Raw genomic sequence first — 24,118 nt, forward strand, 5'->3', positions numbered from 1 at the left:
TTGCTTTTGTTATGTATGTTTCAGGTGTTTTTACCTGTAATGATTTATATCTTAGAGGCTTTGTAACGGTTTGTAAAGAAGTTTGACTAAAAGTTTACTTAACTACCTCATAAGCGCGGCTTATAGTTTATGACGAATACAGGAGCAAGGCTTTATTCCAATACGGTTCAGTTAAGAGAATAGTAGGTTGGGTGTAGCGATAGCTTAACCCAACAAAGTATGCGTGAATGTTGGGTTCCGTTCCTCCACCCAACCTACACCAGTCTAAGTTGTTGCCTTAACTGAACCGTATTGGGCTTTATTCCACCCTTCTTCAGTATTGATGACAAGAAATTCTCAAAAACTGAAATGCTTCAAACTTTTAGCTAGGCTTAACCGTATTATTCTCAGTCTTGAACACAGAAATCGTAATTAAGTCTGACTAAATACTTGTCCTTACGTAGGCTCGCCTTTAATCATGATGTGTTTGAAGTGCGATCGCATTCTAATTCCTTATAATCAGAACTAAACCCAAGCCAGAGGCGATATGCTTTTAAAACTGCAACAGATTATCGTCAAACCAGGACACCAAATGTTGCTGAAAGATATTAGTTGGCAGCAGTTAGAAAATATTTTAGAAGAAATGGGAGATAAACGTGCCGCACGTATCTCTTATAGTGATGGTTGGTTAGAAATTATGGTTCCTCTACCTGAGCATGAAAAAGATAAAGAAATTTTTGGAGAGTTAGTCAGAAATTTACTAGACAAACTCCAGATTGATTTTGAACCATTTGGTTCTACAACACTTAAAAATGAGCGAATGCGGCAAGCAGTAGAACCAGACACCTCTTTTTATATTCAAAATCATACTGCTGTGATCGGGAAAAACCGGATTGATTTAAATATAGACCCACCACCAGATTTAGCAATTGAAGTTGATATCACATCTCGGACTCGATTTAACAATTATGAAATTTTAGGAGTTCCTGAACTTTGGCGATATACAAACCAAGGTTTAGAAATTTTTGTACTCCAAGATGGTAAATATATTCAATCTCAATCTAGCCCCAACTTCTCTAATATACCGATTATTGAATTAGTTAATGAGTATGTTCAGCAGTGTTTGACTATTGGTAGAAGTCAAGCTATCCGTAATTTTAGGAAGTGGATGGAAAATAATTTGTAACAATGGCTAGGATGAGCGCAAATACTCCAAAACTTTCAGGACTTACGCACAAAGTTTGTTTATGGAGATTGGGTGAAAGGATGTAAGGGTCTAAAATGCGATCGCATCCATCTATTTCAACTCGAAGCACTAGTATAAAAACGCAGTGCAAACCGCCAAAAGCTTGTAGAAATCCAAAATAAAATTACTGCCAACATCATTGCACCTATCATCCAGGTCAAATCAGTTCTACCCAGCATTGCTTCTGCGGGGATATTTGTTAAAAATGTCACTGGTACTACAAAGGTAAAAAAGAAGCGGTAAGCCACAGGATAGGCCACCATTGGATATCTGCCAGCTTCTAACAAACCCCGCAATACTTCTGTGACATTATGAATTTTGACAAACCAGATGCTAGTGGCTCCCAGCATAAACCACAAGCTATAAAGAATTACTAAGCCAAAGAACAGTGGTACAGCACTTAGCAGATAATTAGTGATTCTTAAGCCGAGATGGCTACCTGCATAAGTAATAATCATGCTGCCAAAAATAATATCCGGTAAACCCCACGGAGAAAGAGTATGAGTAGATAGCCAAAACTGGCTGCGAATAGGTTTTAGTAGTACAAAATCTAAAGTACCTTCTTGGACATGACGAACAATCCGATTTAAATTAGGAGCTAAAAATGTAGCTGAAAAGCCTTGCAGCAACGTAAAAATTCCCAAAACTACTAAAGCTGCTTCCCATGACCAACCAGCAAACGTGTAACCAGTGCGATAAAACAAAAATAAACTAAAAATGCTGCCGGCTAAATTCCCTAAACTGGTAAGCGTAGCAACAACAAAGTTGAGTCGATACTCCATTTCTGCTGCGATCGCAGTACTCCAAAACAATCCGATCAACTTATAATATCTTTTCATTTTCACCTATAATTTGATACAGACAAACATCATAAATTATGTAAGTATCATAAGATTAATTAATTCATTGAACTCTTAAAAATTAACTAAGCTGAATTTTCTTTAATTAGGATGTAATAATTTATGCATTTTGACCTACCAGAGCTAATTAAATCAATAGGTTATTTTGGAATATGGGCAATTATTTTTGCGGAATCTGGTTTACTAATCGGTTTTTTTCTGCCGGGTGATAGTCTACTTTTTACAGCTGGATTTGTTGCTTCTCAGCATTTATTAAATATCTGGATTTTGATTATTGGTGCTTTTATCTGCGCTGTTTTAGGTGATAATATCGGCTACGTTACTGGTCATAAATTTGGCAGAAAACTTTTTCAAAGAGAAGATTCATTGTTTTTTCATAAAAAACACGTAGTTAAAACTCAAAAATTCTATCAAAAACACGGTAAGAAAACCATAGTTTTAGCTAGATTTGTGCCGATAGTGCGAACTTTTGCACCAATTGTGGCTGGGTTAGGTGCAATGCATTACCGGACTTTTATGTTCTATAACTTAATCGGCGGATTTACCTGGACTGTTGGTATGACTATGTTAGGTTTCTTTTTAGGTAAATCTTTACCAGCCGAACAAGTTGATAAATATTTATTACCAATTATTGGGTTAATAGTAGTCATTTCTTTAGTACCTTCTATTCTGCATATCCTTAAAGAAAATAAAGCTAATCATTAGAAACTTCCGATAGGGTTAGCAGAGACAGCAAAGGATAAAGATATTGCTCTTGATTATTGAATAATTGAATTTATCGAAGTCTGTTAAAAATCTTACTTAGGGAATATGAGGAGCTTATGGTTAAAGCTGATAATTAAGAAGTCAGTAGATATCAATCTCTACTTAATTATTAGAAAATACTTGCTTTTTCCTCATTGGCGCAACTTTTAATTTAATTGTGAGTCAAGGATGGAAAAATACAAAACCTGACAATTTACCTAGTGGCATAAATTCTGGTTTTTACCTTGATAGATGTATGTCAGCTACCCAGGCTATTTAACTGGGTAGTCAGTTCATCACCTGAGCAAGCCAATAATTGAGAATTTTTATCGACTTAATTGATAAATCCCAATAGTTCAGCGTGAAGGGCTTGAGGTCAAATTTTAGTTTGCTAATATAGAGTTCAAGATAAAGGTCAACATGATAAATCGTTGCAAATGCTTGCAATTGTGACGAAATTCTACTACAGTCGAGAGCATACTTCTTACTAGTCAGTTACACTGGTAGAATGTAAAGCAAATGAATTTTTGTATTTTTTGATACAAAAGAATCTGGTTTTAAATATTTTTTTCAGAATCTATTGAGAATCTTTTGCAATATGCTATTAATGATTTATAGTCTACAAACGAGGCAATGGAATCAGCTATTCACAGCTTATATTGCAGCGATCGCTATTTATTTACTTAATTTAATCAAGAATTTAAACTTTTTCTGTAAAAACACAACATTATCTTGTTTTTAACTAGTGGATAATATTGTAGAGATTTGATTAAACAAACAAAATTTTTCCCAGAAAGATGTTATAAAGTGGCAGTTTACTTTTAAGAAGTAAATGCACATTATTCTTGTTTAACTTTTGGGTTGAAGAAATTGTAGTCATCAACACAATTATTATTTACCCACCCCTTTACTCGTAAAACCCATAGATGAGTTAAGTCCGATGAATACCTTTTTCTGTTCTGATTATGCACGAGAAGTAGGAGAAGATTTGATTGGTAGTGCTACCAATTACGAAACTTATATTTTAGTGGAATGTCCGCCACCTTGGACTACAGATGCATTTAACTCTCGATGGGTTCCAAAAAATTTACATCTTTTGGTAGAGGAAATACACAATGCTAAGTTACCAATTAGATTTTTACTAATTGCTAATGATGTATCTCATAAAACAGACCAAACCACTTTATTGATTTATCAAAAAAAGCCAGGTCTAAATAATGGATATCAAAAGTATGAATTTCAACTACCTAATATTGAAAACGTAGCAGGAGTTGTCAAAAAGTGGTTGTACAATCAAACTAGTGATTATCAAGTATACACAGACGCAACAAGAGATATTTTAGTGTGTACTCACGGTAGTCATGATAAGTGCTGTGCAAGATATGGCAACCCTTTTTATTTCCATGCTACGAATACAATTAGTAATTTAAATTTAGACAATGTGCGGCTTTGGAAATCTAGTCATTTTGGTGGACATCGCTTTGCACCCACAGCCATAGATTTACCCGAAGCAAGATATTATGGCGCGCTAGATCAAGATTCTTTGACATCGATATTAACGCGAACTGGCGATATCAAATGTTTAGCAAAAGTTTATCGAGGTTGGGGAATTTTGCCCAGCCAGTTACAAGTTTTAGAAAGAGAAATAATGCTCTATCATGGATGGGATTGGTTTAACTATAAAGTTAGTGCAAAAATTCTTGAGCAAAGCTTAGACAACAACACATTTTTAGCGGAATTGAGTTGTAAAAATGCTGATGGCTCTCTTTATACTTATCAAGCTACCTTGGTCAAGGATCATACTAAGTCTTTGAAGCTCAAAAGTACTTGTAATGCCACGAAAGAATCACTACTAGTTAAATATGCTGTAGTTAATTTAGGTTTGATTTCAACAAAAGTACTCAGTTTGAGTAAATACTAATTTGTAGTATTTGCGCAAACTCAGGGGTTGCTAATCTACCACAAATTCTATTTAGTTTTACGCTGTCTACTTTAACTGTGCCTTTGCAACTTGGCTAGAGCTATGTATATCCTAATCTTTGGAGAGTACATACATAGTTTCAAGTTATGGCAGGTCATAGTAAATGGGCTAATATTAAACGCCAAAAAGCTGTAGTAGATGCAAAAAGGGGAAAGACTTTTACTCAGTTATCACGGGCGATTATTTTAGCGGCGAAAAATGGTACAGCAGATCCAGCCGGTAATTTTCAATTACGTACCGCAATCGAAAAAGCCAAGGCGGCGGGAATTCCTAATGATAATATTGAACGAGCGATCGCTAAAGGTGCAGGTACATTTAGCGGTGATCATAGTAACTTGGAAGAGATTCGCTACGAAGGTTACGGGCCTGGTGGTGTAGCAATTTTAGTTGAAGCCCTCACTGATAATCGCAATCGGACAGCAGCAGACTTACGCGCAGCTTTTAGCAAAAACGGTGGAAACTTGGGTGAGACTGGTTGTGTGAGTTGGATGTTTGACCAAAAAGGCGTGTGCGTTGTTCAAGGTGTGGTTGATGAAGAAAAACTTTTAGAAGCATCTTTAGAAGGCAGTGCTGAATCTTATGAAATCACAGAAGATGAAACTGTGGAAGTATTTACTGAGGTGGCTAATTTAGAATTTCTCAACCAAACCCTCAAAGATCAGGGTTTTAAAGTAACTGATGCGGAATTGCGCTGGATTCCCAGTAATAATGTTGAGGTTACAGAGTCAGAGCAGGCGCGCGCGCTACTCAAGTTAATCGATACTCTAGAAAGCTTAGATGATGTGCAGAACGTCACATCTAATTTTGATATGTCAGAACAGTTATTAGCTGTGAGTGTCGTTTAAGCATCTATAAACTAGGTCGTTAATAGTTTGTCATTTTTGTCCAATTTGACACAGAAAATTTATATACAGAACAAAATAATGACACACTGCTTTGCGATAGTTTGGTTTGTAGATTACTGATGAGATTTCTATTCTCCCTAAGTAATTAGCTTCAAGGTTAATCTGGCTTTAGTCTTCTCAAATTAAAAGATGTTTTCCGTCTTCATCTGCATTTTAGAGAAGACTAATCAGCCATTTCTCCAAAGACAATTTTACAGGAGGCTATAGTATTAACTATAAAATCTAACTTTTTCCCACTCCTAGATTCCTCAACGAATAAGAGGTTGTTTTAAAAGCGATTAGAAATCGCGCGCCATTTGCTTCAAGTCGGGGAACCCGCCCAACGCAATGGCTTGGCTACACAGACAAAACCAACCTGCGTGGGTTAAAAACTATTGATTTTTCATTAGTCCGTGCAGGTGGTCACTGAGCTTGTCGAAGTGCGGACTTTGCTGGTGTAGTAGCGAATTATATTCGCCCAAAACTTTTAAAATAGCCTCTAAATTTTAGGTTTATTTTCCTAATTTTTTATAATATGTTGCCCTGTACTACATCATAACTGCTGTAAATCACAGCAGTTTTTTTATGTCGATAAAAATTATTAAATTCACAAAAAATCCATATCAAAAACAAGCAAATGACATAAGTAAATGGCATATTTAAACCATCAACTCATCGAGTAGAAATTAGGACAAAAATGAAAAACATCATTAAAGTTTTAGTCTTAGCTTTGGTCATTTCTTCACCTCTTGCTGTTATTACGCCTGCTGTTCATGCGGAAACCACATCTACTACTAAAACAGCACCTTTAGCTAAAACAAATACTAAAATTCATCACAAAGCTGCTATCACTAAGAGCAAGAGTCAGGTAAAATCAGGTAAGGTTAAACATACAAAACACTTAAAGCATCGCAAGCACTCCGTTACAAATTTAACGAATAAATCTACTGCTGCTAACAAAGCTCACAAATAATAGTTCTACATAGATTTCTATATTCTCAATTTTCTGGAAAGGTAAATAATCAGTTTGCAACTCGCTGTTATCCGCAGATATCAGCGAGATTTTTTTAATTACTAGTTTTACTACTTTTAAACTGTTGTTTCACTGGTTGGTTCTTGATATTTGACTCCGCGTTTTGTATGACGGGAATTAGCAACAATAGGATAGACAACAGAACGTAAGCGATTAATTGCACCAACAGGACGATGCACCGCTAAACCATTTCCTGGCGAAAACTGGAGATTTTCACCAAAGTCATTTTCTAGGGGAGAATCGACTTTTTGATGTTTAACCGTCAGACGACCAATTGTAAAAAATGGTGATTCTTCTTCACTCCAAACAATTGTGGAATCATCAACAGACATTTCTGGTTTGGTTTGAAATTGAATTTGAAAATCCCAAGTATATTCTGCATCTGGCTTGGCTAAAGCTTGCATAATATCTTCTCTGTAATAGTTATCCTCTGCACCAGAAGTTTTAACACGTTGAAGCTCACTTCCTGGTCTTGACTCTAGAGATAGTGGTTGATGAGGTGCTTGACTAGAAACTGGAACAAACCCATATTTAATGACTGCTGGGTATTCTACAGGAACTCGACCTACTTGGGATGGGTCAAAATCTGATTTGAGTCCCACAGCATAAGCTGAAGCACTCCAATAGCGTTCTGTGAGTAAACTTTTAGGAAACCGTTTGAAACTGGTTTGTAAAAGAGTGGCTTCGTAGGGATGTAACTTGAGCCAAATTAGCACCAACAACCTCAAAAGTGGAAACAACCCGGCTCGATAAATTGTCAAAAAGAAGCTGTAGAAGTCTTTAATAGTTCTTACAAAAAAGACATCATGATTATGAACAATAATATCGTGGGTGTGTAACTCATGACTGTGGGGTATTCGTTCTCCTTCTACACCTATAATTTTAACTGCCATTGAGCGTGTATCGCCTTCATAATCATTTTTGACTGAAAATGCTCCACTGGCAAATCTTAGCCACACCGGATATTGTTTTGCTTGAGCAAATAAACCTTGTTTGAGGGAAATTCCTTGAATTTCAGCTTCAGGTAATGCAGTACGTTGGCGCAATTCTTGTTTAATTGCTGCTTCATCAAAGTCAAAAATTTCTAAAGTACCTTGAACAGCCGCGTGGGTTTTAGAGTGAGTGTCTCGCTTGGCGATTTTCTGCTTTTCACCTTTGTACAGATTATCCATATTCTTTTTGACTAGCTCACTCATCAAAGCGCAGTATTTAGCTTCTTCTTGTTCTGGATATTCAGTAAATAGTTTCATTTTTTCAGTTGCTAGATAAGTAGAAGAATTAAATTAAAACATGAGAGTTTTAGATCCCCGACTTCTTTGAGAAGTCGGGGATCTGTTTGTCTCTATCAATCAAACTCAAATTAACTATGCTTTGTGCAGATCAAAAGTAACTTTATACTTTTTACCTGATGACGGAACGTTGCGATTTACTAAATCTGAGACGGTGTTGGTAGTTTGATAGATTTCCCAACCAATAGGCGAAAGCGTATCTTTATTGAAGATTTTCGGTGATAGTAAAGGATTGGTCAGAGCTTGGGAAAAAGCATCAATCCCAATTAACCTTGCGACTAACGGAGGAATCGTAGAATTTTGTCGCACATCTTCTGAGTAGAGTCCTACAAAGAACTCAATATTATCAACATGACCATAGAATTCTTTGAGTTTTTGTTGAGTAAATTCATCACCAGTAATTTGATCAAAGCTGGTGACTCTGGGGAAACCACACAATTCTCGGTAATCGTTGTAGCTGGCTAATTGTAGTTCTCTGCCGAGTCTGATGGAAGGTAATTCAGCTAATTCAACTAAGATATCAGGCGTGTTAAATAAACCAATTCTTGTCCCTGCTTGCGAACAAGTTTCTTCCATTAATGAGCCTAAACCCTGGTCAATTAATATTTTATTGTTCCAGAGAGTTTCGACAACATGAGTTGGTTTACCGTTACAAACAAATTTTTCAGGAATTGCACTATGCCAACGATAAACAAAGTCAAATTCAATGGCCATGTGATTGGTACGATACCAACTTTCTTTAGTAAAAGCTTCTGGATCAGCAAATAGCTTAAAGTGATAAGGAGTAATGTGGTTAATGTACTCTTCCATAATGATTTTGAGAATAATTGCCATGAGAATATTTCTGGCAGTTTGAAAGAGACGTTCATCATCCCAATCAGGATAATTCTTGGATAAGACATCACACAGACGATTGTGTTCGCGCAGACAAAGAACATTCAGCATGACATAGCCAATTTGGACATTGGCTCTTTCTACACCCATCGCAAACATATATTGTTTTTTATCGGCTGGCTGTCTTTTTTCATCATTGATGGGTTCATAAAGACCAGCAAATTGAGAGTCAACTATACCTTGTGCTGGGTCAGAATAATAAAATAGGGGATATTCTTCTTCTACTCCGTCTTGGCGTTTGAGTTTTTGAGTTTTAAATTTACCGCCTTCAAAGCTTCTTAAAAGATGCGTTTGTTTTCTGGTTAAACCATAAACATTACACAAGTCAATTTCATGGTTGGATGTATTTTTTAATTTGTTCTGATGATCGATGCGGAGGAAACTATCGGTAAACCACTGTACCCAATAGGGAAACAGCATAGTTGATTTGCTAGAGTAAATGGTTTGACCATCTCGTTTGCGGAATAAAACAGCTAGGTCTTCAACTTTGGGGAGATTTTCTGGCTTGTTGAGCTTGGGATCTGGTGGTAAGTGTCTGCCTGTATAAGTGCGATCGTTGAGTGATTCCCAGGAAGTATAAGTATCAGTTTTTTTCGGTCTGTCTGTATCAGGAATATGCTTATCTAGCGTCATCATACTGTAGGGATTGGGGCGAGTGGGAATTTTGTAGATGAGACTATTGAGCAATGCTTTATTTACTTTCCGTTTAATAGATTCATTACTTTGAAGTAATCCCCAAATTCCTTTAAAATGGGTTAAAACAAATGTTTGAATTTTGTTGTTTAAACCATCTCTGGATGTGTCTCTTTTACCAGCCATAATACTTACCTCTGTATTGATTACAAGTAAAAACAAAAATGCCAAAATTGGCAGTTAATCTAAGATTTTTGCAATAATCTTTTGTAAATTTTTGGGGCGATAGTCTTGGCGGACTTTTAAGCGGTTGATTGTGCTGTCGTGTAGTTCTTCAATTGCGTCGCCAACATCCCGCAGCTTGATTCCTGCCAATTTAAAGAATCCAGGGTCATTCTTAAATTCGCATTTATAATTTGGGTTGATCCCTGTGGGAATGACGCTGGTATCAAATTCCAGTCCCAGTCCTAAATCACTAACGGAATCAATCATCCACTGCAAGGCTGCATCAGATAAGCCGCTATATTCTTCAGTTCCACCACCAACGCAACCATGTTCACCAGGAAACCATTTTTGAATTACCCGTTGCTTTTCAGCTTCAGGATGGGGTTTCATGGGGGTGACATCAAAGATTTCCCGAATTTCATCGATCGCCATTGCGTGCAGTGCATTTTGGATATCTTTATTTAAAGTGGTGTCGTGAAATCTGTAACGCTGATTCAGTTGGTCGTGGAATTCTTTGAAGGCGGCTAACGCAGGAATTTCCAGCGCCCCAACAGTATCAAAACAACCAATTAAAGTGATCGGAACGCTATCGCCATATTTGTTCCGATAATCTACAGCTTCTTGATCTTTGGGCTTGACATTGCGTTTGCGATAAAGTTCGTAAGCTTCATGGGCTTTGGTGATATGTGGTCGGTCTAGCAAACCTGAACAATAAATCATTCCCGCTAGACTTCTGACTGTATAAGCACCACGACTAAAGCCAAACAAATAAATTTCATCACCAGGAACATAGTTCAGCACCAGAAATCGATAGCAATCTTCGATATTTTGATCAATTCCTAATCCCGTTGCTCCACCTAAGTACAATAAATTTACTTTCACTCTCCTTGAATCGGACAGTTAAGACAGTTAAGACATTTAAGCCAGGTACATGAGTTAGAAAAATTCACGAATTACTGAGTTATTTTGATGGCAGCATTGAGAGTTTAGGTTTTAACTTGCTCTATTGGGGGCGATCGCGTAAGAATAATAGTTAGGATTGCTTAATTTCTCTTAACAATGGCGCTAACGCAGTTTACTCAAACTATTTCCCCCCAGCAACCCGCAACAGACAAACGGGGGTATGACTATGATTTGGTGATTGTCGGCGGTGGAATTGTTGGGTTAACCCTAGCCGCAGCTTTGAAAGATTCTGGCTTGAATATACTGCTAATTGAGGCGAAGGTAACATCAGCATCTGTCGCTAAAGGCCAAGCTTATGCAGTTCATATGCTGTCGGCTTTGATTTACCAAGGTATTGGAGTTTGGCACAAAATCTTACCCCACATTGCTAAATATTGCCATGTGCGGCTTTCTGATGCCGATTATCCTGATGTGGTGGAATTTGCATCAACTGATATTGACAAAAGTACATCAGAGTTGGGTTACGTCGCCGAACACCAAGCTTTGTTGCAGCCATTACAGGAATTTGTGCAGAAATGCCCCAATGTAAATTATTTGTGTCCGGCTGAAGTGGTAAATACAAAGCATCAGCAGGATATTGTGACAATTGATATTAAGATTTCTCAGCAGATATATACAGTTCGTAGTAAGTTACTAGTAGCTGCTGATGGATCGCGATCGCCTATTCGCCAAGCAGCAGGTATTAAAACTCATGGCTGGAAATATTGGCAGTCTTGTATAGTTGCTTTTGTTAAACCAGAAAAACCCCACAACGATACGGCTTACGAAAGATTTTGGCCTAGCGGCCCGTTTGCGATTTTACCTTTGCCAGGGAACCGTTGCCGCATTGTCTGGACAGCCCCCCATGAAGAAGCGAAGGCTTTGTGTGCGTTGGATGATGAGCAATTTTTAGCAGAACTTAGCCGTCGGTTTGGTAATCAAATGGGCAAACTGGAATTATTAGGCGAGCGGTTTATTTTCCAAGTTCAACTGATGCAAAGCGATCGCTATGTCCTTCCTCGGTTAGCATTAATTGGTGACGCAGCCCACAACTGTCATCCCGTTGGCGGACAAGGCTTAAATCTCGGTATCCGCGATGCAGCCGCATTGGCGCAAGTTATCCAAACAGCCCATGCTAAAGGCGAAGACATCGGTAAAATTCAAGTTCTCAAACGCTATGAAAACTGGCGAAAACTGGAAAACTTGGCAATTTTAGGATTCACCGATTTGTTAGATAGGATGTTTTCTAATCAAATCTTACCTTTGGTTGTGGTGCGACGTTTGGGTTTATGGTTAATGCAGCGAGTTCCACCTTTAAAAGTATTTGCCCTCAAGTTAATGATTGGGCTAAAAGGGCGTACTCCGCAATTAGCACAGCGGTTTTAAAAATCTAATTCTGCAAATGGAAGTACTGTACCCAATGCCATTGTTGGTGAGATAAGTGAAAATTTCTCTAAAATTACCTCTAGTAAGTACAAAATTGAGTTTTCAAAGCTAGGGGGAGAGGCTATTCTCTCCCCTAAATTTTGACTTCTGAATATTTCCGTTATTTCCATAAAATATTTACCGTTGTTGGAGCTTCCAAAAATAGCTAGAAACCCAATTTGTCATAATATGGGCAACAATCGGCACTAACAAATTGCCACTCAACAGCGCGCTATATCCTAAAATTAACCCAATCACTGTTGCCCAAAGCACATAAGGCCATTGTTGCGAACCACTGAGGTGTAAAACGCCAAAGCAAAGGCTAGAGACAATCACTGCAACATGGTCTAAGCCTAAAGCGGGCAGCATTACACCTCTGAATAATAATTCTTCGCTTAAACCTGGTAGTAAACCCAACCAAATTAAATCAGGCCAAGCCAAAGGCTTTAATACTAACTGTAAATAATAGTCTGCACTTTTACGGTAAGGAAGCCACAAGCGATAAACTAAACCACTAAATACAGTGATTGCTACTCCTACACCAATGCCCCAAAGAAAATGAATCGGGTTCCATTGCCATTTAAATAAATAAACGTTACCAAAGCGCAGCCATGCTTTGGCCACTGTCCATAACAGAATGGAAGTCACACCCATTGCCACTAGCACTTGGGTACGCGATAAATATGGAACTTCTGGGTCTTGTTTTTGTTGTTCTACCACGGGAAAGTATGAAGTGTGAAGTATGAAGTATGAAGTATGAAATGAGGGAAGGGAGATAGGGGGCGAAAAAAAATAAATGATTATTGATGGTTGACTAAAGCATTGGGGTTGATGCCAGCTTTGAGAGCCAGCAATAAACCAACTGCTTCTAAATACGAGTTTACCTGGATGGATTTGATTCCTAAAGGTTGGGCTGGAACTTGGATTTGGGTTTTATTATCTTTGACTGTAATTATTTGGCATTGGCTTTGACTTAAACTAAGTAAAGCACTGCCACCACAAGCGTTTGCAGGTACAATCGCCGCATCTATTTGATCAGCCCAAATATCATCTTGGTAAGATGTAAATAATTGTTTCTCGACAATAAATTGCGGGGCGCGACTTAAGCCTACAAGTACGCTTGGTAAAAAAGTATAGCCTAATTCTTCGGCGGCGGAACGCGGAGCTAAATCGGGATAAGGAGGGGCGCTGGCGAGGGCTGGCGAATGGGCGCAAGGAATTTGTAAGTTTCTGACTAGTAAATGACTAATTACGGCTTCTGCACCGGCTAAAGGGTCTACACCTTTACCTTGGCGGTAATTCTGTACAGCATCTTCATCCATATCATCAGGGAAACGGGCGACAACTGCGATCGCTTCTGCCCCAGTTTTTTGTATGAGTTTTTCTGCACCCCGCAGTAAACTATCTGGGTTGCCAATGGTTCCCCAACTTGCCCCTGATGCTGAGGTACGTAATTCTACATTTAATGGAGTATCTGTAATAACGTAATCTGTAATTGTTAATCCCAGGGTTGCCCTAGCCGCATCAGCAGCTTGCAGATGACGTAGTAATAAATCTGGTTCAATGCCTTGGTCTAAAAGCAAACCTACTTTATTATTGCGGACTGGACGTAAACCCCAATCACCAGCCGCAAATTTATCTAACCCGTAACCTTCCACATAAAATGCGTTGGGGATATTCCAATATAAACTTGCGCCGTTGAGAACATTGGGGTGAGTAATCAGGCGATCGCAAACCTGTGCTAAAGTTCGAGCAACAGGTATAGCATCACCCGCATATCCCCCAATCGCCGCCCCAACGCCAGTAGGTACAATTAAAATCGCAGTGTAAGGACGCATTTCAGTGCTGAGTGCTAGATTTTTCTGGCGATAGATGTAGGTTGGGTGAAGCGATAGCGAAACCCAACATCAAAGTTTTGTTAGGTGTCACTTAGTCATATATAAGGTAGTCAAATATGTTAGGACAGTTTGAAAGCTTTAAGAAAATATCTGTGTAGTGCATCTATCCCGCCTCGGAATGAATTCCGAGTCTCATAGCGCAAGTCATCTTCAGATGACTCAACTAAAAATGTATTTCAGTCCACGCTTTGTGGACTTTGGCTATGAGCTGGGAACTTTAGTTCTAGGCGGGATGTGGTTGAACATAAAAATTGAGAGTTTTCTATGTAGCCTTTACTCAGCACTTGTAGTCACAACTGCTTCGACTGCAACTTTCTGCTGTGCCTCATCTACAGATGTAATAGCCCAACGCAGAGGTTCACCTTGTTTTTTCAACTCAGCTTCAATTGTTTTTTGCAACTCAGTAGGAGTTTCTTGAATGTCGATTTCTGCGGTAATAAAATGAGTAGTCATCGCCGTTCATCCTTTTTATTAATTTGTTTTAGAATAGCGGAATAAAGTATGAATTATGAAGTATGAAGTATGAAATTTTATCCTTTCAGACTTCATACTTCACACTTCTTACTTTATTGGTCTTTGCCAAATTGCAACTGATAAACTATTTCTTCTTTTTCAGTCTCAATTTTCAAATCAGAACGGGGATAAGCGACACAAAGTAATGTGTAACCTTGTTTTTGTAATTCTAGACTAACGCCCATACCATCAGCTTGGTCTACAGTTCCTTCGGTAATTTGCGCGGCGCAAGTTGTACATACACCTGCATGACAAGAACTAGGCAGTTCTAACCCAGCAGCATCGGCAACAGATAAAATAGTTTCGTTTTCAGGAACTTGCAGAGTATGAACTTTGCCTTGGTGATGTAGCTCTACGGTGTAGATTGTGGACATATACTAAAAAATGAGTGCAATAGCCAAATTTATTATTATATCGGAATTGTTTAATCATATCGCAGATATTCAATAAACTTTTGACTTTGCCAAACTTCCCATAACTCTTTGCGCCTTTGCGTGAGATAAAACTTTTGCTTTTTAACATTCACATTTTAATTAAGCGATCGCGCAATATATATTTTTGATGGTTATAAGCGATGCTTTGATAGAATAGCTTTATAAATTATGCCTTTACTGTGACTGCCAAATGTAAGCCTAAAGCATCTAACACAGAATTGAGACTGTAAAACTCAATTTCGCCTTTCTCAGATAGCATTTTGTCAAGTTTATTGTAGAGTTCCTGGACTTGTGTAGAAAGCTGATCAACTCCACCATGTGATTCTATGACATTTTGCAGTGCTTTACTTAACATTTTTGGGTCGCCTTCTTCTAAAACTACTTCAATGTAAGCGGCTGCTTCTAGGGGGTTTTTTAAGTCTTGTATCAATTTTTCGTGGTAGCTTTTACTTTTAGGCATCATCTCTACTCCTGTAGTCTTGCCAATATTCCTTGGCTTTAGCAATATCTTTTTCTTGAGTGCTTTTATCCCCACCACATAAAAGAATAATAATTATTGAACCTTCTTGACCAAAATATATGCGGTAGCCAGAACTATAGTCTATTCTAAGTTCAAAAACTCCATCGCCAACTGATTTGCAATCACCTAAATTGCCTGCTTCTACTCTGTCAAGTCTTGCTCTAATTTTAGCTTTTGCTTTTCTATCCCGCAGAGAATCAAACCACTCAGAAAAAATATCTGTACCATCAGTTTTTAAATAATTCCTGATCTCCTTTGGTTGGACTTCCATAATAAACTGATGAAATTTTGTGCAGTATTTGGTGCTAATGTATCACAATCTTAATTAAAAGTAATACGATCGCATTTCATTAGCATATCCTGAAAATGCTTTGGTAGAAGAGTTTCGTCAATTACTATAATATTCACTAAATATAGTTAAATTTGCTTAGTTATAGTTATGCGCGATCGCGTTTCCTTAGAAACTGTCTCTTTAAGTCTACCTTTTGGCATTGGTTCTATGTCGTGGAAAGATAATTCTGCTCTAGCAGTCATAGATTCTTCTAAACAAAAGCTAGATGAAATGGAAAAAACCTTAAAACAAGTTTCAGATAGAATGGTGACAGGAGTTGGTTTTAAGTACGGCAGAAACAGTAATGAATATGAACTAGCAGGTGGTATTAGAGAAAGCGAGCGTATCCGCAAAAGTAGATTAACACGCTTAAAACCTAACCCAGATAAAACATCAGTTGAAAATGCAGTAACCACCTTAGTACCCTTGCGTAACATTTAAAGACAGTTTGCCAAAATGCAAGTTTTACAGATACTCGACTTATTTAAAAAGTCGGGTATTTATAGCATCATAAATAGTTCAGTATTGCTATATAATCTGGGCATTAATACAGAACTTCCGCCATCTTAAAATTAAATGACCCGGTTTATACATGATCAATTTGCTAAAGACTACCTTGAAGAACTCTTAAAAAACTACGGGGAAGTCAAAGCCTCAGAAAAAGTCTCAGGAGAAATTAAAGAAATAGATGTTTTATTTACTCCTTTTCCCCAGCAAAAAGCTAATTTACAAATACTAGGCTTACTAGGCAGGCTTGCCAAAAATCCTGCCATCATAGAACCTTTCCGTAATCCAGCTTCTACTGATGAAATTTGCGATTGTCTACTCAAATTATTAGAAGTCAAAGCTTATCTGCGGCGAGAAGCAAAAACTAACAAAACCAAACTGCAAGACTCAGAAATCCCTAAGTTGTGGGTGTTGACTCCAACCATATCTGAAACTAAATTATCTGGTTTTAGAACTATTCAAAAAGAAGATTGGATATCAGGAGTACATTTTCTGGCTGATAACTTACGCACAGCAATTATCGCCATACATCAATTACCAGCAACATCGGAAACTTTATGGCTAAGGCTTTTAGGTAGAGGAAATGTGCAGTCACAAGCAATTGTTGAGTTGCAAGCGTTACCATTAGATCATCCCTACCAACAAGCCACCCTAGAATTAGTTTACAACTTGCGCCAAAATTTAAGATTAAATCAAGAACTAGAAGCAGATGATCGGGAGTTAATCATGCGTTTAGAACCACTTTATCAAAGAGACAGAGAACAAGCCAAACAAGAAGGCAGACAAGAAGGCAGACAAGAAGGCAGACAAGAAGAAGGACAAGGATTAATACTTCGTCTACTAAATCGTCGTTTTGGTGAAATAGAGGCATTATTAATTGAGCAAATTAGAAGCTTATCAATTGAACAGCTAGAAAATCTTGGTGAAGCATTGCTAGATTTCTCTAGTGTTAATGATTTAGAAACTTGGTTAAATCAACACTCAGAATAAGTCATCAATAGATGTATTAAAAACCAGTATTTGTAGGGTGTGTTAGGCGTAAGCCGTAACGCACCGAAAACTTTGTAATAGATGCGTTACGCTGTCGCTAACACATCCTACGTACATTTCAGAAATTAAATATTAGTCTTGTATATTGATAACCCATCTTTTCTATCATCAAGACAAAAATTCATCACCGCAGAATAGCGATCGCACTCAGTAAAATATCTTTAATGAGAACTAATACGCAAAACCATCATTTAAGTATTAGTCAAAATTATCAATAATCAATTACCAGTAAGGCTTTCAGCTATAAAATAGGCTAAACTCTTATAGCCAAGTCTTGCCTAAAAATAATTCATAATTAAGGGAAGAACATCCCAACGGAGAATAGAACAATGCTAGAACAATACCGTCAACAAGTCGCCGAAAGGGCAGCATTAGGAATTCCCCCTTTACCGTTGGATGCGAAGCAAACCTCAGAATTGTGTGAATTACTGAAAAATCCGCCCAAGGGTGAAGAAGAAACATTATTACATTTGTTACGCGATCGCGTCCCCCCCGGAGTTGACCCAGCCGCCTATGTCAAAGCTGGGTTCTTGACTGCTATTGCTAAACAAGAAATTAAAAGCTCTATTATTTCTCCCATTGAAGCCGTAGAATTACTGGGAACAATGGTAGGCGGCTACAACGTACAATCTTTAATTGAGTTACTGCAATTTTCCACCACATCGGTATCAGACTCCTCCGAAACACCGTTGGTTATGGGTGGCGAAGGTAAAGAACCCATTGCAGCCTACGCCGCCGCCGCCCTCAGCAAAACCTTATTGGTGTATGATGCCTTTCATGATGTTTTGGAACTGTCCAAAACTAACCCCTATGCTAAACGGGTAATTAACTCGTGGGCAGAAGCGGAATGGTTTACCCTCCGTCCCAAACTTCCAGAATACATTAACGTCACCGTCTTTAAAGTGCCTGGGGAAACCAACACCGACGACTTATCACCAGCCACCCACGCTACCACCCGCCCAGATATTCCCCTCCACGCCTTGGCTATGTTAGAGTCACGGCAACCAGGCAGCTTAGAAACCATTGCCGAATTAAAGAAAAAGGGACATCCCGTGGCTTATGTTGGGGATGTTGTCGGGACTGGTTCTTCGCGGAAATCGGCTATTAACTCCGTGTTATGGCATACAGGACAAGATATCCCTTATGTTCCCAACAAACGTGCGGGAGGATACATTTTAGGTGGTGCGATCGCTCCTATCTTTTTCAATACAGCTGAAGATGCCGGTGCTTTGCCCATACAATGCGATGTTACCCAACTCGAAACCGGCATGGTAATTACCATCTATCCCTACAGAGGTGAAATTACCAACGAAGACGGCGAAGTTATTTCCACCTTCACCCTCAAACCCGACACTATCCTCGATGAAGTCCGCGCAGGTGGACGCATCCCTCTACTTATCGGGCGTACCCTCACCGACAAAACCCGCCAAGCCCTAGGCTTAGAACCAAGCACCTTATTCATCCGTCCTCAACAACCAAAAGACACAGGTAAAGGCTACACCCTCGCCCAAAAAATGGTCGGTAAAGCTTGCGGTTTAACCGGTGTGCGTCCTGGTACATCCTGCGAACCCATCATGACCACCGTTGGTTCTCAAGATACCACAGGGCCAATGACCCGTGACGAACTCAAAGAACTCGCTTGTCTCGGCTTCAGTGCAGACTTAGTAATGCAGAGTTTCTGTCACACCGCCGCCTATCCCAAACCCGTAGACATCAAAACTCACCACGATCTCCCCGACTTCTTTGCCCAACGTGGCGGTGTGGCCTTACGTCCTGGCGATGGTATCATCCACTCTTGGCTAAACCGGATGCTATTACCCGACACAGTAGGTACAGGTGGCGACTCTCACACCCGCTTCCCCTTGGGTATTTCCTTCCCCGCAGGTTCTGGGTTAGTTGCCTTTGCGGGTGCGTTGGGTGTTATGCCTTTGGATATGCCAGAGTCAGTTTTGGTAAGGTTTAAAGGTGAATTGCAACCTGGTATCACCTTACGAGATATTGTCAACGCCATTCCCTACATCGCCATTCAAAAAGGCTTGTTGACAGTAGAAAAGCAAAACAAGAAAAACATCTTCTCCGGCAGAATTTTAGAAATCGAAGGCTTACCAGACTTAAAAGTAGAACAAGCCTTTGAACTTACCGATGCTTCCGCCGAACGTTCTTGTGCAGGCTGCACCATTAAATTGAGTCAACAAACAGTTGCAGAATATCTGCGTTCTAATGTTGCACTGTTAAAAAATATGGTAGCCAGAGGCTATCAAGACGCACGCACAATTATGCGCCGCGTTGCCAAAATGGAAGAATGGTTAGCCAACCCAGTGTTACTAGAAGCTGATGTAGATGCGGAATATGCAGAAATAATTGAAATTGATTTGAACCAAATCACAGAACCAATTGTTGCTGCTCCCAACGACCCTGATAATGTTAAGTTATTATCAGAAGTTGCTAATGATCCAGTACAAGAAGTTTTCCTTGGTTCTTGTATGACAAATATTGGTCATTATCGCGCAACTGCAAAAGTTTTAGAAGGTGCAGGTGCAGTTAAAACACGTTTGTGGATAGCACCACCCACCCGTATGGATGAACACCAATTAAAAGAAGAAGGTGTATACGGTATTTTTGGTGCAGCCGGTGCGAGAACAGAAATGCCAGGCTGCAGTTTATGTATGGGAAATCAAGCGCGAGTTGCTGATGGCACAACTGTATTTTCTACCTCTACCCGCAACTTCAATAACCGGATGGGCAAAGATGCCAGAGTCTATCTAGGTTCAGCAGAATTAGCCGCAGTTTGCGCTTTATTGGGGCGTATTCCTACAGTGCAAGAATATCTTGATATTGTGGCAAATAAAATTCATCCTTTTGCTGATAATTTATATCGGTATTTGAACTTTGATCAAATTACTGGTTTTGAGGATGAAGGGCGCGTGATTTCTAAAGAAGAGCAGGCTTTGTTAGTATAGTTTGAGCAATATAGTAGGGTGGAAAATACCCACTCTACTTTATCGTCCAAGCGAATGTGTTCTTTGTGGTCAAAAAGCATTTGCAACCCTAGCAGTAAAAGTAGAAAAACAGGCTGTAGTGCAACTAGTAGAGCGTCCCATAGAATCCTTACACCCCACACCCCACACCCTGTTCTTGGTTAGCTCTAGTCAGCAGTTGGTTATGCTTCTCTATTGTTAAGGTTGCAAGTAAGCTTTACGTGAGCTATATTAGTTAAGCTAGTGTTTTGGCTCCTAGTTGGCTCCTGTAAACTCAAAAAGCAACAGAGCAGACAAGAGAAAGCAAGTACGGCGACATAGCCAAGTGGTAAGGCAGAGGTCTGCAAAACCTTTATCCCCCGGTTCAAATCCGGGTGTCGCCTTTAAGAAATATCAAGATTACAGGGCTTTCAAGCCTTTTTTTATTGGGCGTTAAAGGTTTTGTTTTCCAAGCTTTCTACAATTTTTGGGGTTATTTTGGGTAGTTTGGGGAAACAACTGGGGTAAAACTGGGGTAAAGATGTAAGGCAAAGGTATTTACCCCAATCACTATTTCTGGGGTAAAACTGGGGTAAAGTAAAAGGATAAAGGTGTTTACCCCAGTCAATTACCTTATGGAATCTCAAAAATCTCAAAGTATTGCCCCTAGGCATTCAGTGCAGATAAAGAACTCTAACGGCAGTCTCCAATTAGTTTTTTCCCATCCTATTATTACGCCGACAGGAGAGCTAAAAACCAAGCGTTTCTACCTTTCTACAGGACAATATGATACGCCTTTAGGCAGACATCAGGCATCAACTTTAGCGGCAAAAATCCAGAGGGATATTGATTACGGTGAGTTTGATGCCAGTTTGGTTAAGTACAAACCAGCAGCGTCATTAACTACTGTTACCCCAATTACATCAGTTCCACCTTCAGCTAGCCCTCAATTTGACTTGGGAGAATTATGGGAAAAATATGCTGAGTTTAAAAAACCACAAGTTAGCCCTTCGACTTACGCTGTTGATTATCGAAAGTATCGCAATCACATCGCTAGTTTACCAACTAAAAATTTGGATGATGCGATCGCAATTCGAGACTATTTGGTACAAAATCTTAGTGCTAATGCAGCTAAACGTACTCTGACAAATATTAATGCTTGTTGTGATTGGGCGCTTAAGAGCCAACTGATTGAATCTAATCCCTTCCAAAATATGGCAAAAGATATTCAGACACCGAAATCAGAATCGGTTGAATATGAAATCAATCCCTTCACTAGAGAAGAACGCGACATTATAATTAAAGCTTTTGAGGAAAGTAAACTCTACAGTTACTACGCTCCTTTAGTAAAATTTTTGTTTTTTACTGGTTGCAGACCATCAGAAGCGATCGCCCTTCAATGGAAGCATATCAGTGAGAGATACATCACATTTGAGCAAGCAATCACAATCAGTACTAAAGGGTTAGCCCTCAAAAATGGATTAAAGACTCAAAATCAAAGACGTTTTCCGATTAATAGTCAGCAACGTGAAATTTTAGACTCGATCAAACCAGGAAATTGCAACCCAGATGACTTTATCTTTAGAAGCAAAAAAGGTGGCATAGTAGACTTTGGAGATTTTCTCAATCATGCTTGGAAAGGTTACAAAAATCATCGTGGTACATATATAGATGGAATCGTAACTCAACTTGTAAAACAGGGTGTAGTAAGCGAATATCGCAAACCTTACCAATGTAGGCATACTTTTATCACTCTTTGTCTGGAAGCTGATATTGATGCGAAGGATGTAGGAAGGTGGGTTGGCAACTCTCCGGAAATTATTTACAAGCATTACGCAGGTAATAAACGTAATTTACAGGTGCCAGAGATATAAGCTTAGTTCTATCGCTTCCCTTAGACTGAAACACCGGCCAGGTTTTTTCCAGAACTTTTAAAACCAGATTTTTGTCAGGAACACAACTTATAACTATTTGGTATTTACTATTAAAGTTCATAACGGTAGTGATAGAGCTAAAAATATTAGTAATATCAAAAATTAATGTTTTACATAGAGATGCGTATCTAAATCACAGATGGTTATTTTGCTGCCAGCTTTTTTCTAAGACACAACTCAGCTTCCAACTGAGCAATGCGGATTTCAGCCTTCTTTAATTCAGCTTCTAACTCGCTAATAGGAAGTCCTCCATTTTTAATTCTTTCTAACTCTTCAATGCGTCGCAGTCCTGCCTTGTAAACAATAGAGTGTGAATTGTCAGTCCAATACTTTTGATAAGTTTGGGTATGTTCATCCAAAGTATGACCCATCCATTTTGCTAATTCATGGCTATCTAATCCTAATTCACGTCCCCGAATGGCATAACGGTGTCGCAAGTCATAAGCTCTAAAGTTTATACCCTTGTTTTTTAATCTTTCGCCAAATCGATCCGCAAATGTTCGGATTTTTGTCTGAAAAAGCTCTCTAGATTCATCTATATATTTTGTTTTGGTACTAGCTATGTCAAAATGTGCTACCCATTTATAAAGAAGTGGGTAGACTAATCTTGAACCTGTTTTAGTTCCTCCAGTAATTTTTTCATTAATATATATAGGGAAGTATGGAGGCTGAAAAGATTTTTCATAATCAATTGCTAAGACCTCATGAGGTCTTAAACCGTAAGTAGCAATTACCGCAAATATCCAACCCCAAGATTCTCCATTGCCTCTATACTCATATTGGCAGCATTTGCCTTCGACTTGAATTTTGTGCCAAGCATCGATAATTTCGTCATCAGTTGGTAAAACTCTTTTTTCTGGTCTATAACCAGCAGTTAGGCCTGATTCAAATTCATATTCAAATTTGAAACAACCTAAGAAAACTTTAAGAGCAACTACTGTTCTATTTCTAGTAGAGGAACCAGCTTCAGTGGAATAAATTGCTTTGTCAATATCTTTTTTAGACAAGTAAAAGTCAAAATTCTCTTTGAATTGAAAGGCACGGATAATAAATTGTCGATATTGAGAAAAACTATCTTGAGATTTTCTTCCCTTTTTGCGTTTGCGAAAATATTTTTTCTCAAAAACCTCTAACATTTCCTTAAAAGTCAGTTTTTCATCTGACTCATCATTCCTATTACTAGTTGAATTTTTAGCGTGTACTTGATATTTATCTAAAGTTACATCAAAATTATCATAATCAATATCTCTTTGAATTTCCTGTCGTTTAGCTTCTGCTATAGTCCAGTTTTCTGGTGTATTAATCAATCCTAATGGTAAGTATTTTTGTTTACCTGTATAAAGATGTCTAGGCAGTTGAATACGTAGATATTTGCCATTTACTTGAATATTAGCTGTGCCTTTAGATGCACGATAAGTGTGTTTGATTGACTTGGATTTTTTCATATAACCTAAAAGAATTGAGCAAATAAATTGGATTATTTATAATCACTCTGACTTTCTCACTTAACCTGATTGATTCGCCTGTAAGCTAACTTTCATAATTGAGTAATTCAGCTTCTAGTTCCGCAATGCGCTGATTGGCTTTTGTTAATAAGGTTTCTAGTTCGCTATGAGAGAGACTTTGATCCGGGATTGTTTCTAATTCCTGCTGACGACTTAGCATTTTTTCATAAATTATGGCATGGGAATTATCAGACCAGTATCTTTGGTAAGTTTCTGTATGTTCTTTAAGAGGATGTTTTAAAAGTGGAAGCGAGTCAAAAATCATGCAAGTCGTCTGACCATAATACGAATCATGGCAATATAGATGAATGTTTCTGAGGTTTCAGGAAGGCGT

General features: G+C 38.6%; 22 protein-coding genes and 1 tRNA gene. 11 read left to right on the forward strand and 12 right to left on the reverse strand.

Annotated elements, in window-relative coordinates; all coding sequences use genetic code 11:
• Positions 1–526 precede the first annotated feature (526 nt).
• The gene (locus tag H6G69_RS32175; protein ID WP_190693603.1) at positions 527–1,165 is read left to right on the forward strand and encodes a Uma2 family endonuclease; all 639 of its coding nucleotides are present in this window, start codon (positions 527–529) and stop codon (positions 1,163–1,165) included.
• A gap of 116 nt (positions 1,166–1,281) precedes the next feature.
• Here H6G69_RS32175 and H6G69_RS32180 read toward each other — a convergent pair whose 3' ends face one another.
• On the reverse strand, positions 1,282–2,064 hold the full coding sequence (locus tag H6G69_RS32180) for an ABC transporter permease (RefSeq protein ID WP_190693604.1): 783 nt from the start codon (positions 2,062–2,064) through the stop codon (positions 1,282–1,284).
• Between the two features lie 123 nt (positions 2,065–2,187).
• On the opposite strand from H6G69_RS32180, the gene H6G69_RS32185 reads away from it, so the two are divergent.
• The 4 genes from H6G69_RS32185 to H6G69_RS32200 all read left to right on the forward strand — a co-directional run bounded on the left by H6G69_RS32185 (position 2,188) and on the right by H6G69_RS32200 (position 6,667).
• Positions 2,188–2,790, forward strand: a complete 603-nt coding sequence (locus tag H6G69_RS32185) for a DedA family protein (protein ID WP_190693606.1) — start codon at positions 2,188–2,190, stop codon at positions 2,788–2,790.
• 979 nt (positions 2,791–3,769) lie between these two features.
• A complete protein-coding gene (locus H6G69_RS32190) occupies positions 3,770–4,750 on the forward strand; it encodes a sucrase ferredoxin (protein WP_190693608.1) in 981 nt (326 codons plus the stop codon).
• Between the two features lie 146 nt (positions 4,751–4,896).
• Positions 4,897–5,655 (forward strand): YebC/PmpR family DNA-binding transcriptional regulator, encoded by a 759-nt coding sequence (locus tag H6G69_RS32195; protein WP_190693610.1) that lies wholly within the window; start codon positions 4,897–4,899, stop codon positions 5,653–5,655.
• A gap of 736 nt (positions 5,656–6,391) precedes the next feature.
• The gene (locus H6G69_RS32200; RefSeq protein WP_190693612.1) at positions 6,392–6,667 is read left to right on the forward strand and encodes a hypothetical protein; all 276 of its coding nucleotides are present in this window, start codon (positions 6,392–6,394) and stop codon (positions 6,665–6,667) included.
• A 116-nt stretch (positions 6,668–6,783) separates the two neighbouring features.
• Here H6G69_RS32200 and H6G69_RS32205 read toward each other — a convergent pair whose 3' ends face one another.
• The 3 genes from H6G69_RS32205 to H6G69_RS32215 form a co-directional block, all read right to left on the reverse strand.
• The gene (locus H6G69_RS32205; RefSeq protein WP_190693613.1) at positions 6,784–7,977 is read right to left on the reverse strand and encodes a catalase; all 1,194 of its coding nucleotides are present in this window, start codon (positions 7,975–7,977) and stop codon (positions 6,784–6,786) included.
• A 114-nt stretch (positions 7,978–8,091) separates the two neighbouring features.
• On the reverse strand, positions 8,092–9,729 hold the full coding sequence (locus H6G69_RS32210; RefSeq protein WP_190693615.1) for a peroxidase family protein: 1,638 nt from the start codon (positions 9,727–9,729) through the stop codon (positions 8,092–8,094).
• A gap of 54 nt (positions 9,730–9,783) precedes the next feature.
• Complete coding sequence (locus H6G69_RS32215) at positions 9,784–10,650, reverse strand: DUF2235 domain-containing protein (protein ID WP_313952604.1); 867 nt, start codon at positions 10,648–10,650, stop codon at positions 9,784–9,786.
• A gap of 177 nt (positions 10,651–10,827) precedes the next feature.
• Between H6G69_RS32215 and H6G69_RS32220 the strand changes: the two genes are divergently transcribed.
• Positions 10,828–12,096 carry an FAD-dependent hydroxylase gene (locus H6G69_RS32220; protein WP_190693617.1) on the forward strand — a complete coding sequence of 423 codons (1,269 nt, stop codon included), beginning with the start codon at positions 10,828–10,830 and terminating at the stop codon, positions 12,094–12,096.
• Between the two features lie 177 nt (positions 12,097–12,273).
• On the opposite strand, the gene H6G69_RS32225 is transcribed toward H6G69_RS32220, so the two are convergent.
• The 6 genes from H6G69_RS32225 to H6G69_RS32250 form a co-directional block, all read right to left on the reverse strand.
• The gene (locus tag H6G69_RS32225) at positions 12,274–12,855 is read right to left on the reverse strand and encodes a CPBP family intramembrane glutamic endopeptidase (protein WP_190693619.1); all 582 of its coding nucleotides are present in this window, start codon (positions 12,853–12,855) and stop codon (positions 12,274–12,276) included.
• Positions 12,856–12,935: 80 nt separating this feature from the next.
• A complete protein-coding gene (locus H6G69_RS32230; protein WP_190693620.1) occupies positions 12,936–13,973 on the reverse strand; it encodes a DUF3326 domain-containing protein in 1,038 nt (345 codons plus the stop codon).
• 333 nt (positions 13,974–14,306) lie between these two features.
• Positions 14,307–14,486 carry a hypothetical protein gene (locus H6G69_RS32235; RefSeq protein WP_190594927.1) on the reverse strand — a complete coding sequence of 60 codons (180 nt, stop codon included), beginning with the start codon at positions 14,484–14,486 and terminating at the stop codon, positions 14,307–14,309.
• 113 nt (positions 14,487–14,599) lie between these two features.
• A complete protein-coding gene (locus H6G69_RS32240; protein WP_190693622.1) occupies positions 14,600–14,920 on the reverse strand; it encodes a 2Fe-2S iron-sulfur cluster-binding protein in 321 nt (106 codons plus the stop codon).
• Between the two features lie 226 nt (positions 14,921–15,146).
• Entirely contained in the window at positions 15,147–15,440 is a 294-nt protein-coding gene (locus tag H6G69_RS32245) for a DNA-binding protein (RefSeq protein WP_190693624.1), read from the reverse strand.
• Positions 15,433–15,771 carry a type II toxin-antitoxin system RelE/ParE family toxin gene (locus tag H6G69_RS32250; protein ID WP_190693626.1) on the reverse strand — a complete coding sequence of 113 codons (339 nt, stop codon included), beginning with the start codon at positions 15,769–15,771 and terminating at the stop codon, positions 15,433–15,435. Before H6G69_RS32250 ends, H6G69_RS32245 begins: the two co-directional genes overlap by 8 nt.
• A 168-nt stretch (positions 15,772–15,939) precedes the next feature.
• Here H6G69_RS32250 and H6G69_RS32255 point away from each other — a divergent pair, with 168 nt between their 5' ends.
• The 5 genes from H6G69_RS32255 to H6G69_RS32275 all read left to right on the forward strand — a co-directional run bounded on the left by H6G69_RS32255 (position 15,940) and on the right by H6G69_RS32275 (position 22,219).
• Entirely contained in the window at positions 15,940–16,272 is a 333-nt protein-coding gene (locus tag H6G69_RS32255) for a hypothetical protein (RefSeq protein ID WP_242072261.1), read from the forward strand.
• 135 nt (positions 16,273–16,407) lie between these two features.
• The gene (locus H6G69_RS32260; RefSeq protein ID WP_190693628.1) at positions 16,408–17,328 is read left to right on the forward strand and encodes a DUF4351 domain-containing protein; all 921 of its coding nucleotides are present in this window, start codon (positions 16,408–16,410) and stop codon (positions 17,326–17,328) included.
• 389 nt (positions 17,329–17,717) lie between these two features.
• Positions 17,718–20,348: a bifunctional aconitate hydratase 2/2-methylisocitrate dehydratase gene (acnB, locus tag H6G69_RS32265; RefSeq protein ID WP_190693630.1), complete on the forward strand. Its 2,631-nt coding sequence runs from the start codon at positions 17,718–17,720 to the stop codon at positions 20,346–20,348.
• Between the two features lie 329 nt (positions 20,349–20,677).
• Positions 20,678–20,749 (forward strand) — tRNA-Cys (locus tag H6G69_RS32270).
• 231 nt (positions 20,750–20,980) lie between these two features.
• Positions 20,981–22,219 carry a site-specific integrase gene (locus H6G69_RS32275; protein ID WP_190693633.1) on the forward strand — a complete coding sequence of 413 codons (1,239 nt, stop codon included), beginning with the start codon at positions 20,981–20,983 and terminating at the stop codon, positions 22,217–22,219.
• Positions 22,220–22,422: 203 nt separating this feature from the next.
• Here the strand turns inward: H6G69_RS32275 and H6G69_RS32280 are convergent, their stop codons facing one another.
• Positions 22,423–23,724 (reverse strand): Arm DNA-binding domain-containing protein, encoded by a 1,302-nt coding sequence (locus tag H6G69_RS32280; protein WP_190693635.1) that lies wholly within the window; start codon positions 23,722–23,724, stop codon positions 22,423–22,425.
• A gap of 85 nt (positions 23,725–23,809) precedes the next feature.
• Positions 23,810–24,049: a hypothetical protein gene (locus H6G69_RS32285; protein WP_190693637.1), complete on the reverse strand. Its 240-nt coding sequence runs from the start codon at positions 24,047–24,049 to the stop codon at positions 23,810–23,812.
• Positions 24,050–24,118: the final 69 nt, after the last annotated feature.

Source organism: Nostoc sp. FACHB-110, from assembly GCF_014697425.1.
GTDB lineage: Bacteria > Cyanobacteriota > Cyanobacteriia > Cyanobacteriales > Nostocaceae > Nostoc_B.

Excerpts from the sequence above, each read along its gene's own strand:
- H6G69_RS32185 (WP_190693606.1), top strand. The coding sequence starts at position 2,188 with ATGCATTTTGACCTACCAGAGCTAATTAAATCAATAGGTTATTTTGGA.
- H6G69_RS32245 (WP_190693624.1), bottom strand. The coding sequence starts at position 15,440 with ATGCCTAAAAGTAAAAGCTACCACGAAAAATTGATACAAGACTTAAAA.
- H6G69_RS32210 (WP_190693615.1), bottom strand. The coding sequence starts at position 9,729 with ATGGCTGGTAAAAGAGACACATCCAGAGATGGTTTAAACAACAAAATT.
- H6G69_RS32255 (WP_242072261.1), top strand. The coding sequence starts at position 15,940 with ATGCGCGATCGCGTTTCCTTAGAAACTGTCTCTTTAAGTCTACCTTTT.
- H6G69_RS32205 (WP_190693613.1), bottom strand. The coding sequence starts at position 7,977 with ATGAAACTATTTACTGAATATCCAGAACAAGAAGAAGCTAAATACTGC.
- H6G69_RS32175 (WP_190693603.1), top strand. The coding sequence starts at position 527 with ATGCTTTTAAAACTGCAACAGATTATCGTCAAACCAGGACACCAAATG.
- H6G69_RS32250 (WP_190693626.1), bottom strand. The coding sequence starts at position 15,771 with ATGGAAGTCCAACCAAAGGAGATCAGGAATTATTTAAAAACTGATGGT.
- H6G69_RS32220 (WP_190693617.1), top strand. The coding sequence starts at position 10,828 with ATGGCGCTAACGCAGTTTACTCAAACTATTTCCCCCCAGCAACCCGCA.
- acnB (WP_190693630.1), top strand. The coding sequence starts at position 17,718 with ATGCTAGAACAATACCGTCAACAAGTCGCCGAAAGGGCAGCATTAGGA.
- H6G69_RS32240 (WP_190693622.1), bottom strand. The coding sequence starts at position 14,920 with ATGTCCACAATCTACACCGTAGAGCTACATCACCAAGGCAAAGTTCAT.
- H6G69_RS32230 (WP_190693620.1), bottom strand. The coding sequence starts at position 13,973 with ATGCGTCCTTACACTGCGATTTTAATTGTACCTACTGGCGTTGGGGCG.
- H6G69_RS32260 (WP_190693628.1), top strand. The coding sequence starts at position 16,408 with ATGACCCGGTTTATACATGATCAATTTGCTAAAGACTACCTTGAAGAA.
- H6G69_RS32195 (WP_190693610.1), top strand. The coding sequence starts at position 4,897 with ATGGCAGGTCATAGTAAATGGGCTAATATTAAACGCCAAAAAGCTGTA.
- H6G69_RS32180 (WP_190693604.1), bottom strand. The coding sequence starts at position 2,064 with ATGAAAAGATATTATAAGTTGATCGGATTGTTTTGGAGTACTGCGATC.
- H6G69_RS32285 (WP_190693637.1), bottom strand. The coding sequence starts at position 24,049 with ATGATTTTTGACTCGCTTCCACTTTTAAAACATCCTCTTAAAGAACAT.
- H6G69_RS32280 (WP_190693635.1), bottom strand. The coding sequence starts at position 23,724 with ATGAAAAAATCCAAGTCAATCAAACACACTTATCGTGCATCTAAAGGC.
- H6G69_RS32200 (WP_190693612.1), top strand. The coding sequence starts at position 6,392 with ATGAAAAACATCATTAAAGTTTTAGTCTTAGCTTTGGTCATTTCTTCA.
- H6G69_RS32275 (WP_190693633.1), top strand. The coding sequence starts at position 20,981 with ATGGAATCTCAAAAATCTCAAAGTATTGCCCCTAGGCATTCAGTGCAG.
- H6G69_RS32190 (WP_190693608.1), top strand. The coding sequence starts at position 3,770 with ATGAATACCTTTTTCTGTTCTGATTATGCACGAGAAGTAGGAGAAGAT.
- H6G69_RS32235 (WP_190594927.1), bottom strand. The coding sequence starts at position 14,486 with ATGACTACTCATTTTATTACCGCAGAAATCGACATTCAAGAAACTCCT.